The sequence below is a fragment of the Ectopseudomonas guguanensis genome (assembly GCF_900104265.1).
Lineage (GTDB): Bacteria > Pseudomonadota > Gammaproteobacteria > Pseudomonadales > Pseudomonadaceae > Aquipseudomonas > Aquipseudomonas guguanensis.
Map to the genome: position 1 here is coordinate 57,364 of NZ_FNJJ01000017.1, position 12,384 is coordinate 69,747.

Annotated in this window: 9 protein-coding genes; 3 read left to right on the top strand and 6 right to left on the bottom strand. The window is 65.7% G+C overall.

What is annotated here, in order from left to right; all coding sequences use genetic code 11:
* Nucleotides 1-223: 223 nt before the first annotated feature.
* Nucleotides 224-2,359: an acetyl-CoA hydrolase/transferase C-terminal domain-containing protein gene (locus tag BLS61_RS21510; RefSeq protein WP_090434482.1), complete on the top strand. Its 2,136-nt coding sequence runs from the start codon at nt 224-226 to the stop codon at nt 2,357-2,359.
* On the opposite strand, the gene BLS61_RS21515 is transcribed toward BLS61_RS21510, so the two are convergent.
* The 3 genes from BLS61_RS21515 to rep all read right to left on the bottom strand — a co-directional run bounded on the left by BLS61_RS21515 (nt 2,356) and on the right by rep (nt 5,816).
* Nucleotides 2,356-2,928: a xanthine phosphoribosyltransferase gene (locus tag BLS61_RS21515; protein WP_090434485.1), complete on the bottom strand. Its 573-nt coding sequence runs from the start codon at nt 2,926-2,928 to the stop codon at nt 2,356-2,358. The genes BLS61_RS21510 and BLS61_RS21515 overlap by 4 nt on opposite strands.
* A 179-nt stretch (nt 2,929-3,107) precedes the next feature.
* Nucleotides 3,108-3,590 (bottom strand): UPF0158 family protein, encoded by a 483-nt coding sequence (locus BLS61_RS21520; RefSeq protein WP_090434488.1) that lies wholly within the window; start codon nt 3,588-3,590, stop codon nt 3,108-3,110.
* Between the two features lie 216 nt (nt 3,591-3,806).
* Nucleotides 3,807-5,816 carry a DNA helicase Rep gene (rep, locus tag BLS61_RS21525; RefSeq protein WP_090434492.1) on the bottom strand — a complete coding sequence of 670 codons (2,010 nt, stop codon included), beginning with the start codon at nt 5,814-5,816 and terminating at the stop codon, nt 3,807-3,809.
* Nucleotides 5,817-6,106: 290 nt separating this feature from the next.
* Between rep and BLS61_RS21530 the strand changes: the two genes are divergently transcribed.
* Nucleotides 6,107-7,753: a putative bifunctional diguanylate cyclase/phosphodiesterase gene (locus BLS61_RS21530; RefSeq protein WP_090434495.1), complete on the top strand. Its 1,647-nt coding sequence runs from the start codon at nt 6,107-6,109 to the stop codon at nt 7,751-7,753.
* Between the two features lie 54 nt (nt 7,754-7,807).
* Here the strand turns inward: BLS61_RS21530 and BLS61_RS21535 are convergent, their stop codons facing one another.
* Nucleotides 7,808-9,193 (bottom strand): NorM family multidrug efflux MATE transporter, encoded by a 1,386-nt coding sequence (locus BLS61_RS21535; protein ID WP_090434498.1) that lies wholly within the window; start codon nt 9,191-9,193, stop codon nt 7,808-7,810.
* A 139-nt stretch (nt 9,194-9,332) separates the two neighbouring features.
* Here BLS61_RS21535 and BLS61_RS21540 point away from each other — a divergent pair, with 139 nt between their 5' ends.
* Nucleotides 9,333-10,250 (top strand): LysR substrate-binding domain-containing protein, encoded by a 918-nt coding sequence (locus BLS61_RS21540; RefSeq protein ID WP_090434501.1) that lies wholly within the window; start codon nt 9,333-9,335, stop codon nt 10,248-10,250.
* 107 nt (nt 10,251-10,357) lie between these two features.
* Here BLS61_RS21540 and BLS61_RS21545 read toward each other — a convergent pair whose 3' ends face one another.
* Both BLS61_RS21545 and BLS61_RS21550 read right to left on the bottom strand, forming a co-directional pair.
* Nucleotides 10,358-11,851: a YifB family Mg chelatase-like AAA ATPase gene (locus tag BLS61_RS21545; RefSeq protein ID WP_090434504.1), complete on the bottom strand. Its 1,494-nt coding sequence runs from the start codon at nt 11,849-11,851 to the stop codon at nt 10,358-10,360.
* A gap of 252 nt (nt 11,852-12,103) precedes the next feature.
* A complete protein-coding gene (locus BLS61_RS21550; protein ID WP_090434508.1) occupies nt 12,104-12,361 on the bottom strand; it encodes an accessory factor UbiK family protein in 258 nt (85 codons plus the stop codon).
* Between the last annotated feature and the right edge of the window lie 23 nt (nt 12,362-12,384).

The window sequence follows — 12,384 nt, forward strand, 5'->3', positions numbered from 1 at the left end:
TTTAGAGCCTGTTTACGATCTCGCGAGCTAGAGCCATACAAGGAAAAAACAGGCGAGGACGCGGAGTTTACGAGCTGTAAATGAGCAGTCCGAGCCTGTTTTTGACGCGGTAGGGCCGACGCGCAGCAGATCGTAAGCAGGTTATTAGGGCGGTGGCATGCAACCATGCCGGTATCCAGACAGTCCAAGCTGCATTCGTCATGGATGTCGCGAGGAGCGTCAGATGCCGCACCGCTGTACCCTCGAGCAAGCCGTCGACCATGTGCTGAGCGAGATCGACGGGCCGATCCATCTGGGCCTGCCGCTCGGCCTGGGCAAACCCAATCGCTGGGTCAATGCGCTGTATGAGCGCGTGCGGGATCTGCCCGAGCGGCAGCTGACCATCTACACCGCGCTGTGCCTGGCGCGTCCACGTGCCGACCAGGATCTGCAGCGACGTTTTCTCGAGCCGTTCGTCGACCGGGTCTACGGCGATTATCCCGAGTTGCAGTTTCTTGCCGATCTGCACGCCGGCAACCTGCCGGCCAACGTGCGCGTCGAGCAGTTCTTCTTCCAGCCGGGCAGCCTGCTCGCATGCGAACCGGCGCAACAGGACTACATCAGCAGCAACTACAGCCATGTCGCCCGCGACCTCAATGCCAAGGGCCTGAATCTGGTCGCCCAGCTGGTCGCCGCCGACCCCGCGCAGCCCGAGTACTTCAGCCTGAGCTGCAACCCGGATGTGACCCTCGACCTGCTGCCCTTGCTGCAGCGGCGCCGCGCGGCGGGCGAAACCGTGCTCAGCGTCGCCCAGGTTCACCACGACCTGCCCTATATGGTCGGTGACGCCCAGGTGCCGCGCGACACCTTCGATATCCACATCGTCGAGGATGAGCGGACCACGCTGTTCTCCACGCCGAACATGCCGGTAACGCTGCAGGACCACTGCATCGGCCTGCTGGCCAGCGCCCTGGTGCGCGATGGCGGCACCCTGCAGATCGGCATTGGCGCGATGGGCGATGCCCTGGCCGCGGCCCTGATCGCCAGGCAGCAGGACAACGACCGTTATCGTGCCGTGTTGCAGGCGCTGCGCGATGGCGACGGCTGGGCCGCGGAAATCGCCGCCAATGGCGGTCTGGCCGCGCTCGAGCAGGGCCTGTATGGCTGTAGCGAGATGTTCGTCAGCGGTTTGCTGGCGCTGGCCGAGGCCGGCCTGCTGCGCCGTGCGGTCTACCCGGAGCTGCGTCTGCAGCGCCTTGCGCTCGGCGGTGCGCTGGATGATCACGGGCGCCCGCGCAGCGTGCAGGCGCTGCTCGACGCCGGGTTGTCGGCAACGCTGCAGCCGGACGATCTGCGCTGGCTGCGCGACAGCGGCCTGCTGCATGGCGACTTACAGCTGGAGGAGGGCTGGCTGTATCTGCCCGATGGCAACCGGGCGCCGGCCGATCTGCGTGATCCGGACACCCAGGCACGCCTGCAGCCCTGGCTCGGCCGCGCGCAGGGCGGCGTGGTGCTGCATGGCGGTTTCTTCCTCGGGCCGGAGGCGTTCTATCGGCGCCTGCGCGAACTGGATGAAGCCGAGCGACAGCGCTTCGCCATGACCGGCATCCGCTACATCAACGAGCTGTACGGCCAGGAAGAACTCAAGCGTCTGCAGCGCCGCGACGCGCGCTTCATCAATACGGTCTTCACCATGACCCTGCTCGGTGCAGGCGTCGCCGACCAGCTGGAAAACGGTCGGGTGCTCAGCGGCGTGGGTGGCCAGTACAACTTCGTCGCCCAGGCCCATGCGCTGGAGGGTGCGCGTTCGATCCTGCTGCTGCGCAGCTGGCGCGAGTCGGGCGGCGAGGTCAGCTCCAACATCGTCTGGGAATATGGCCACGCCACCATTCCTCGCCATCTGCGCGATATCGTGGTGACCGAGTACGGCATCGCCGATCTGCGCGGCAAGACCGATGCTCAGGTGATCGAGGCGCTGCTCAACATCAGCGACTCGCGCTTTCAGAACGGGCTGATCGAGCAGGCGCAGCAGGCGGGCAAGCTGCCGGCGGATTTTCGCCTCGATCAGCGCTTCGCCAACAACCTGCCCGAACGTCTGCACCTGATACGTGAGCAGCACGCCGGACTGTTTGCCGAATACCCGCTGGGCAGCGATTTCAGCGCGGTGGAGCAGGACCTGGCGAGAGCGCTGGGCTGGCTCAAGAGCAAGTTGCGCCTGAGCGAGGTGCTGGAGCTGGGCAAGGCTACGCTCGATGCGCCGGAGCCGGGCGCCTATTCCGAGCACCTGCGGCGCATGAGCCTGGAAGCGCCGAGCGGCGTGCGCGAGGCCCTCTACCAGCGTTTGCTGCTGGCGGGCCTGCAGGCAACCAGCGGACCTTAGTCGAGGAAGCGCACCTGACCGTTTTCCAGGGCCGCGACACGGGCCAGCGATTCGACGCGATAGCCTTCGCTTTGCAGCAGGTTGCGGCCTTCCTGGAAGGATTTCTCGATGACGATGCCGATGCCGGCCACCTGGGCGCCGGCCTGCTGGATCAGGTCGATCAACGCCTTGGCGGCGTGGCCGTTGGCGAGGAAGTCGTCGATCACCAGTACCTTGTCGGCAGCAGTCAGATGACGGGCGGAAATGGCGATAGTGCTTTCGGTCTGCTTGGTGAAGGAGAACACCTTGGAAATCAGCAGGTCGTCCTTGAGCGTCAGCGACTGGAACTTGCGCGCGAAGATCACCGGAATGCCCAGTTCCAGGCCCGCCATCACCGCCGGGGCGATGCCGGAGGCCTCGATGGTGACGATCTTGGTGATGCCCTGGCCGGCGAAGCGCTGGGCGAATTCGTGACCGATCTGCTGCATCAGCGCCGGATCGATCTGGTGGTTGAGGAAGGCGTCGACCTTCAGCACCTGATCGGAAAGGACAATGCCGTCGCTGAGTATCTTCTGTTTCAAGGATTCCATGGCGCTTCCCCGGCCAGCTGAAAGCGGCGGATTTTCGCTCAAAACCACCTGCATTGTGTAGTGAAACCGACGCCTGCCCGACAGTCGCAGACGGTTGACCGCTCAGGCAGGATACTGGCGCCCGCCAGGGGTAGCCCGGATGCAATCCGGGGCATGGTCAGGACCTTGGCATCGCACGCTCAGGCGCTCTTGGTCAGCCGTCTGAGAATGTCCCTGGGGATGCCGCGGGTATCCAGCGGCAGCTTGTCCGGCGCAGGCTCGATGCCCAGTTCGTAGAGCCAGTTGAGGGCGTACTCGCGCAGTTGCTTGAGCTCGTAGGCCTGCCACTGCTGGCGAATCGGCGCAAAGGCTTCGATCTCGTAATCGAAGGCGCGCAGCGGTTTGCGGCTGGTCAGCGCGGCGCTGAGCAGCGGGTGGGCGTGCAGATCGTCGAGGGTGAACAGGAAGGCCTCGCGCATGGCGAGGCGCTGCGCCATGTCGAGCTGGGGCACCTGGCTGTAACGGTGCGGATCGAGTTCGATCTGCTGGCGCTGTTCGCTGTAGTGATCCTCTGGCGACAGGCTCAGGACACTGCCGCTTTCCAGATCCAGCCAGTGCTCCTGCTGGTCGCGGCCGTTGATCAACTGAATCAGGGCGTCGAGGTCGAGCGTGAATGTGCGCATGGTTTCAGCCCCTGTTTCTGAGCGATGTCTTCTTTCTGACTGGCAAATATGACGAGGGTGCCAGTGGCATCGACGTGGTGGGCTGAAGCCCACCCTACCCCGCTACTCCGCTCAGGCGTAGGGTGGGCTTTAGCCCACCAACCACCCCGACCCTACAGTCTGTAGGGTGGGCTTCAGCCCACCGAATAACCGACCATACACCAGTCAGCCATGACCTCAGCGCTTGAGCATGGCGCGCATGTTGGCCAGGGCGTCGTTGCCGCGCGCAGTCTTGACCTCCACGGGGGCCTCTTCCAGGCCTTCCCAGACCAGATCTTCCTGCGGCAGCTCATCAAGGAAGCGGCTCGGCGAGCAGTCGATCACCTCGCCGTACTGCTTGCGCTTGGCGGCATAGGTCAGCGCCAGGTTGCGCTTGGCGCGGGTGATGCCGACATAGGCCAGGCGCCGCTCCTCCTCGATGGTATCGGCCTCGATGCTGGAACGGTGCGGGAGGATCTCCTCCTCGAAGCCGATGATGTACACCGAGGGAAACTCCAGGCCCTTGGAGGCGTGCATGGTCATCATCTGCACGCCCTCGGCGCCTTCTTCCTCCTCCTGCTGGCGCTCGAGCATGTCGCGCAGCACCAGTTTGCCGATGGCGTCCTCGATGGTCATGTCGCCGTCTTCGTCGCGCTCCAGGGTGTTCTTCAGCGCGTCGACGAGGAACCAGACGTTGCCCATGCGCGCGTCGGCCACCTTGTCGCTGGAGGCGTTCTGGCGCAGCCAGTTCTCGTAGTCGATGTCCATGACCATGCTGCGGATGGCGGCGATCGGGTCGTTCTGCGCGCACTCCTGGCGCACGCGGTCCATCCAGCGGGTGAAGCGCTGCAGGCGCTCGGTGAAACGGGCGTCGAGGTGTTCGCCGAGGCCCATCTCGCCGGCCGCCGCGTACATGCTGATCTTGCGCTCGCTGGCGTAGTTGCCGAGCTTTTCTAGGGTGGTCGAGCCGATCTCGCGGCGCGGCACGTTGATCACGCGCAGGAAGGCGTTGTCGTCGTCCGGGTTGACCAGCAGGCGGAAGTAGCTCATCAGGTCCTTCACCTCCTGGCGGGCGAAGAAGCTGGTGCCGCCGGAGAGGCGATAGGGAATCTGGTGGTGCTGCAGCTTCAGCTCCATCAGCTTGGCCTGGTAGTTGCCGCGGTAGAGGATGGCGAAGTCGCTGTAGGGGCGCTGGGTGCGCAGGTGCTCGGTGAGGATTTCCAGCGCCACCCGCTCGCACTCGGCGTCTTCGTTGCGGGTGCGGATCACGCGGATCTCGTCGCCATGGCCCATCTCCGACCACAGCTGCTTCTCGAACACGTGCGGGTTGTTGGCGATCAGTACGTTGGCGCATTTGAGGATGCGGCTGGTGGAGCGGTAGTTCTGCTCCAGCATCACCACCTTCAGCGAGGGGTAATCCTCTTTGAGCAGCATCAGGTTTTCCGGGCGTGCGCCGCGCCAGGCGTAGATCGACTGGTCGTCGTCGCCGACCACGGTGAACTGGTTGCGCATGCCCACCAGCAGCTTGACCAGCAGGTACTGGCTGGCGTTGGTGTCCTGGTATTCGTCCACCAGCAGGTAGCGGATGCGGTTCTGCCACTTCTCGAGGATGTCGGCGTGCTCCTGGAAGAGCTTGACCGGCAGCAGGATCAGGTCGTTGAAGTCCACCGCGTTGTACGCCTTGAGCGTGCGCTGGTAGTGCAGGTAGACGATGGCGGCGGTCTGCTCCTTCGGATTGCGCGCGTTCGCCAGTGCCTCGTCGGGCAGGATCAGGTCGTTCTTCCAGCTGTCGATGTAGTTCTTGACCTCGTCGGCACCGTCGTCGCCGGAATATTCCTTCTGCATGATGTCGGTGAGCAGCGCCTTGATGTCGCCATCGTCGAAGATCGAGAAACCGGGCTTGTAGCCCAGGCGCGCGTATTCCTTGCGGATGATGTTCATGCCCAGGTTGTGGAAGGTGGACACGGTCAGGCCGCGCGCCTCGCTGCCCTTGAGCAGGGTGCCGACACGCTCCTTCATCTCGCGCGCGGCCTTGTTGGTGAAGGTCATGGCGACGATGTGCTGGGCGCGGATGCCGCAGTTCTGCACCAGATGGGCGATCTTGCGCGTGATCACGCTGGTCTTGCCGGAACCGGCACCGGCGAGCACCAGGAGTGGGCCGCCGACGTAGTTCACGGCCTCTTGTTGCCGGGGGTTCAGTCGGGACATGGGATCGATCACAGGAAAAGGGCCGCGCATTTTAACAGGCCTGGCGGGTTGTGCTGCGACCGTCCGGAACTGTGGCCTGGCGCACGGAATTGAATCGTGGCGCGCTGGGTTATCCGAGTGGATGCAGTACTCTGGTGCTACTTGCCGGTTTTTTGGCTATACCTCAGGATGTGCGTTCACTTTCACCCGGATGTGATTGATTAGACGTCGGTTAAGACGCGTTCAGGCGACACGATTCGCCATCATTCTCGATCATTGGGGGAGGTCGCTTGTCCACGCTCGTCGAACCCATGCGCCTGGTTCTGCTGGCGGATTCGCCTGCCTGGGCCGAATTGTTGCGCGAGCACCTGGGCGCCCTTGGCAGCTACTCTCCGTTGATCACCGCACCGTCCTGGGAAGCGGCCAGCAACCTCTTCGATGATCATGCCAGCGGCCTGCTGCTGGCCACGCCGGAGCGCATGCCCGAGGCCGGCGAATGCCCGCTGCCGATGGTGCTGCTGCTCGAAGAGGAGCCCGCCGAGGAGCCGAGCGGCGTCAGCGACTGGCTGGTGCGTAGCAGCCTCAGCCTCGACGTGTTGCGCCGCTGCCTGCGCTACGCGCGCGAGCAGGGCAGTCTCAGGCACACCCTGCAACGCCTGGCCGAGCAGGATCCTTTGACCGGTATCGCCAACCGCCAGGGTTTCCAGACGCTGCTTGCCGCGCGCCTGGCCGAGTGTGGCGGTCGTGGCCTGGTGCTGGGCCATCTCGACCTGGACAACTTCCGCCACGCCAACGATGCCCTCGGCTATCAGGCCGGTGATCGCCTGATCCTGCAGGTGGTGGGGCGGCTGAAGAGCGTGCTGCAACCCTGCGATCAGCTGGCGCGCCTGGGCAGCGACGAGTTCGCCCTGCTGCTCGATGCACGCCGCGACCCGCAGCGCGTCGAGCGCCTGGCCGAGCGCGTTACCGAAGTGCTGGGCGAGCCCTACTGGGTCGACGGCGAGAGCCTGCTGATCGGTTGCAGCCTGGGGCTGGCCCATGCCCGTGCCGGGGAAGGTGCCGACCCCTTGCTGTGGCACGCGCATATCGCCATGCAGCAGGCCAAGAGCCAGCAGGGCTGCGTGTTCCATGTCTATGACGAACGCCTCAACCGCAGCGCACGCAGCCAGGCCGATCTGGAGAGCGAGCTGCGTCGCGCCCTGCGTCGTGACGAGCTGGAGCTGCACTACCAGCCGCGGCTGTGCCTGAAGAGTGGGCGCATCGTCGGCCTGGAGGCGCTGGTGCGCTGGCAGCACAGCGAGCGCGGGCTGCTCTCGCCCAACGAATTCGTGCCGCTGGCCGAGGAAACCGGGCTGATCGTGCCGCTCGGCTACTGGGTCATTTCTCGCGCCCTGCGCGACATGCAGTGGCTGCGCGGGCGTGGCCTGCCGGCCCTGCACATGGCCATCAACCTGTCGTTCCGCCAGTTCCAGGATAGCCAGTTGCTGCCCACGCTCGGCCGCCTGATCGAAGAACGTGGGGTCGATGCGCAGTGGCTGGAGTTCGAGCTGACCGAAACCGCGGTGATGCGCCGCAGCGATCAGGTACAGCAGACCATGCTGGAACTGGGGCGGCTTGGCGTGCGTTTCTCGCTGGATGATTTCGGCACCGGTTTCTCCTCCTTCGTCCACCTCAACAACCTGCCGATCACCCTGCTGAAGATCGACCGCAGTTTCGTCGGCGGCATGGGTGAGCGCGCCGAGAACCGCCAGCTGGTGCGGGCGATGATCAACCTGGCGCACAACCTCAATCTGGAGGTGGTGGCCGAAGGGGTGGAAAACATCGAGCAATTGGACATGCTGCGCCAGTTCGGTTGCGACCAGGTTCAGGGCTACCTGATCAGCAAGGCCGTGCCGCTGGCCGAGCTGGCGCGCTTTCTGGTGTTCGGCATGCGCCAGCCGCTGCTCGGCGGATCGTAACCCGTAGCCCGGATGCAATCCGGGGAATGCACACGCCCCCGGATTGCACCCGGGCTACGACAGGCAGACCTCGCCCTCGACAGCTTTCGGCCGCTGCAGGCGCGCGGTCTTCCATTGAAAGCCCAGCACCAGGCCGGTGGCCGTCACTGCAAGACCTGCCGCCAGCCCCCACCAGACCCCCTGTGCGCCCCAGCCTAGGGCAAAGGCCAGCAGCCAGGCCAGCGGCGCGCCCACGCACCAGTAGCCGGTCAGGCCGATCACCAGTGTCGTGCGGCCGTCGTTGAGCCCGCGAATCGCGCCCATGGCGATGCTCTGCAGACCGTCGAACAGCTCGAACCAGGCGGCGATCGCCAGCAGGCTCACCGCCAGGGTGACGATATCGGCGAAGGCCGGATCGTGGCGGTCGAGGAACAGGCCGATGATCGCTTCCGGCAGCAGCCAGAACAGCAGGGCGAACAACAGCATCAGCGCTGCGCCCAGGCTCATGCCCAGATGCCCGGCCAGGCGCGACAGGTGCAGTCGCTCGGCGCCGTAGTGCAGGCCGACGCGGAAGGTTACCGCGTAGGACAGCCCCTGCGGCACGATGAAGGCCAGTGCCACCGTCTGCATGGCGATCTGGTGCGCCGCCAGCTGCACGCTGCCCAGGGCGCCCATGCACAGGGTGGCGAAGGTGAACAGCCCCTGCTCGGCGGCGTAGGTGCCGCCGATGGGCAGGCCCAGGCGCAGCAGGTCGCGCATCTGCGCGCGCTGTGGGCGACCCAGGCCGCTGCGCAAGCCGTACAGGCGATAGTGCGGCGCAAGCAGGATATACAGCGCCAGGGCCAGGGCCATGCCGCTGCTGACCAGCGCGGTGGTCATGCCGATGCCGCCCAGACCCAGGCTGGGCAGGCCGAACCAGCCCTTGATCAGCGCATAGTTGATGACGAAGTTGGCCGCGGTGCCGGCGATGCTGATGGCCATGACCGGGCCGGGATGGCCAATGGCACTGGTGAAGCCGCGCAAGGCCATGAAGCACAGGTAGCCGGGCAGAGCCAGCGATAGCGGGCGCAGGAACTCCATGGCCAGGCCCGCGGCATCGGGCGCCTGGCCCAGGTGCGGCAGCAGCGGACCGAGGCCGTTGAGGCACAGCGCGCTGACCATGCCCAGCAGCAGCGCCAGCCACAGACCGTTCTGCAGCAGGCGGGTGACGCCTTGCGGGTCGCCGGCGCCATGGCGGATGGCGACCAGGCTGCCCACGGCAGCGATCACCCCGGTGCAGAAGATCGAGAAGATGAAGTAGCAGGTCGCGCCCAGCGCACCGCCGGCCAACTGCTTGGGACCGAGCATGGCCATCATCAGCGTGTCGGTGAAGATCATCAGCGCGTGGGCCAACTGGGCAGAGATCAGCGGGCCGGCCAGGCGCAGCAGCGCACCGAGCTCGTGGCCAAGGGCATTCTTCATGATGAGTAAAACTTCGGCAGGATAGGCATCCCCGGACTGTCGGAGAATGCGTGATGACAGCTATTCTGTGGTTTTGGTCGGAGAGCCACAAAAGGAAAAAAGCCATGCGAGGCATGACTAAAACTCATGGTATCAGCCGGTGACCCGTCGTCTGCCGCCGCTCTACGCGCTGCGCGCCTTCGAGGCTGCCGCCCGCCATGCCTCCTTCACCCGTGCCGCCGAGGAGCTGGCGATCACCCAGAGTGCGGTGAGTCGGCATATCCGCACGCTGGAGGACTACTTCGCCTGCCGCCTGTTCGAGCGGCATGGCCGCAGCCTGCAACTGACCGATCCGGGGCGCGCGCTGCTGCCGGGGCTGAGCGATGGCTTCGATGCGCTGGAGCGGGCCAGCGCCGCCCTGCGTGCCGACGATCAGGTACTGCGTCTGAAGGCGCCCTCGACCCTGACCATGCGCTGGCTGCTGGCGCGCCTGTCGCACTTTCGCCTGGCCAATCCCGACAGCGAGGTGCAACTGACCAGCGCCTGGATGGATGTCGACAAGGTGGACTTTCGCCACGAGCCCTTCGACTGCGCCGTGCTGCTGTCCGACGGCCAGTTCCCGGACGAGTGGGAAAGCGTGCTGCTGTTCGAGGAATGGCTGATCCCGGTATGCGCGGCGGCCGATGCCGAAGCTGGTGCCTGGTCGCTGGCGCGTCTGCAGGCCGCCGAGCAGTTGCACCCGACGCCGGATCGCCGCGACTGGCGGCGCTGGCTACAGGTCACCGGGCTGAACGAGCAGGTACCGCTGAAGACCGGCCAGCTGTTCGACATGCTCGAACTGGGCATAGTCGCCGCGGCGCGCGGCTATGGAGTGTCCATCGGTGACCTGCTGATGGTGGCCGAGGACGTCAATGCCGGCCGGCTCGGTCTGCCCTGGCCGACCGCGGTGTTCAGCGGGGCCAGCTACTATCTGGTATGGCCGAGAGCGCACCGCGCCCAGGCGCGCCTGCAAAGGCTGCGCGACTACCTGCTGGCAGAGGTGGCGGCGATGCGCTTGCCGGAAGTGGAGCGGCTGTAAAGCTGCGGTCTGGTTCCCTGGTGCGCACGGCCTAGGCGGCCCCGCGACACCCTACGGGTTCGAGCGCGATCCATCCCGTAGGGTGCGCCGTGCGCACCGGCAAGCGCTCAACCCATCCCCGGTCTGTATTGCAGCGCCTCGGCCAGATGTTCTCGGCTGATCTGTCGTTGCTCGGCCAGATCGGCCAGGGTGCGCGCCACCTTGAGCACCCGGTGCGCAGCGCGCAGCGACAGGCCGAGGCGTTCGCAGGCATTTTCCAGCCAGTGCCGATCCGTCTCGTTCAGGGCGCAGTGCCGGCGCAGTCCCGGCAGGTCGAGAAAGGCATTGGCCACGCCCTGGCGCTGCAGCTGCAACTCGCGCGCCCGTGCCACCTTGGCCGCCGCCTCCGCGGTGCTTTCGCCATCCTGCGCCGGCATCTCCAGTGCCGTGCTTTCGCGCGCCACGGTCAGGTGCAGATCGATGCGGTCGAGCAATGGTCCGGACAGCTTGGCGCGGTAGCGCTGGATCTGCTCCGGGGTGCAGCGGCAGCGGTTGCTCGCATCGCCCAGGTAGCCGCAGGGGCAGGGGTTCATCGCCGCCACCAGCTGGAAGCGCGCGGGAAAGCGCACCTTGTCGCGCGCGCGGGCAATGACGATATGCCCGCTCTCCAAGGGTTCGCGCAGCACCTCCAGCACCTTTCTGTCGAACTCCGGCAGCTCGTCCAGAAACAGCACGCCCTGATGCGCCAGGGTGATTTCCCCAGGCTGCGGGCGACTGCCGCCGCCGACCAGGGCCGGCCCGGAAGCGCTATGGTGCGGCGTGCGGAAGGGGCGCTGCGGCCAGTGCTGCAGCGGCGTATGGCTGGCCACCGAATGGATCGCGGCGACCTGCAGCGCCTCGCTCTCGTCCAGTGGCGGCAACAGACCGGGCAGGCGGCTGGCCAGCAGGGTCTTGCCGGTGCCGGGCGGGCCGCTGAGCAGCAGGTTGTGCGCGCCAGCGGCGGCGACCAGCAGGGCGCGCTTGGCGGCCAGCTGGCCCTGCACTTCGGCCAGGTCCGGATACGGCAGACTCTGGCGCAGCAGCCCCTGGGCCTGGTATGGCTCGAGCGCAGCGCTGCCGTTGAGGTGCGCGGCGATCTGCAGCAGATGCTCGACGGCGATGACCTTCAGTCCGGACGCGAGGCTGGCTTCCTCGGCGTTGGCCTGTGGCACCAACAGGGTGCGTCCGGCTTCGCGCGCTGCCAATGCCGCCGGCAATACGCCCTGTACCGGGCGTACCGCGCCGGACAGCGCCAGCTCGCCGAGGCATTCGTATTCATCGAGCGACTGGACCGGAATCTGACCGCTGGCGGCGAGAATGCCCAGGGCGATGGCAAGATCGAAGCGGCCGCCGTCCTTCGGCAGATCGGCGGGCGCCAGGTTCAGGGTGATGCGCTTGCTGGGGAACTCGAAGGCGGCATTGAGAATGGCGCTGCGCACGCGATCCTTGCTCTCCTTGACCGCGGTCTCCGGCAGGCCCACCAGCGTCAGTGAGGGCAGGCCGTTGGCCAGATGCGCCTCGACGGTGACGGCCGGTGCTTCGACGCCGACCTGGGCGCGGCTGTGGACGATGGCCAGGGACATGATCGCTCCTTGATCAGGTGGGGTGCAGTGCCTATCAGGCTGTTGAAAAACTACCTGCGTTGGCAATACTGCGTTAAAAACGGCCTCAAAATGCTCATTTACAGCACGTAAACTGCGCTTTTTCGGCCGTTTTTGCGGGGCCGCCATCGGTATTGTCTTGCCGGCCTCGCCTACGTTTTTCAACGGCCTGCTGTAGGAGCGGCTTCAGCCGCGAAGCCTGTTCGCGGCTGAAGCCGCTCCTACAACATAACCTTAGTCTGCGGCAGTGAGCTTGGCTTCCAGTTCGGCGACCTTGGCTTCCAGCGCTTCGAGGCGGGCGCGGGTGCGGGCCAGTACCACCATCTGACTGTCGAACTCTTCCCGGCTGACCAGATCGAGTTTGCTGAAGCCGCTTTGCAGCAGGGCTTTGAACTGGGCTTCCAGTTCCGCACGCGGCAACGGGCTGTCGCCGCTGAACAGGCGCGAGGCGTGGCTACTGAGGGCGTCGAGCAGGGCTTTGGGCGGCAGCATGATGAGGTTCCGTAAACAGATGG

Bases quoted from the DNA above. Each gene is read 5' to 3' on its own strand.
- BLS61_RS21510 (WP_090434482.1), top strand. From the start codon at position 224: ATGCCGCACCGCTGTACCCTCGAGCAAGCCGTCGACCATGTGCTGAGC.
- BLS61_RS21515 (WP_090434485.1), bottom strand. From the start codon at position 2,928: ATGGAATCCTTGAAACAGAAGATACTCAGCGACGGCATTGTCCTTTCC.
- BLS61_RS21520 (WP_090434488.1), bottom strand. From the start codon at position 3,590: ATGCGCACATTCACGCTCGACCTCGACGCCCTGATTCAGTTGATCAAC.
- rep (WP_090434492.1), bottom strand. From the start codon at position 5,816: ATGTCCCGACTGAACCCCCGGCAACAAGAGGCCGTGAACTACGTCGGC.
- BLS61_RS21530 (WP_090434495.1), top strand. From the start codon at position 6,107: ATGCGCCTGGTTCTGCTGGCGGATTCGCCTGCCTGGGCCGAATTGTTG.
- BLS61_RS21535 (WP_090434498.1), bottom strand. From the start codon at position 9,193: ATGAAGAATGCCCTTGGCCACGAGCTCGGTGCGCTGCTGCGCCTGGCC.
- BLS61_RS21545 (WP_090434504.1), bottom strand. From the start codon at position 11,851: ATGTCCCTGGCCATCGTCCACAGCCGCGCCCAGGTCGGCGTCGAAGCA.
- BLS61_RS21550 (WP_090434508.1), bottom strand. From the start codon at position 12,361: ATGCTGCCGCCCAAAGCCCTGCTCGACGCCCTCAGTAGCCACGCCTCG.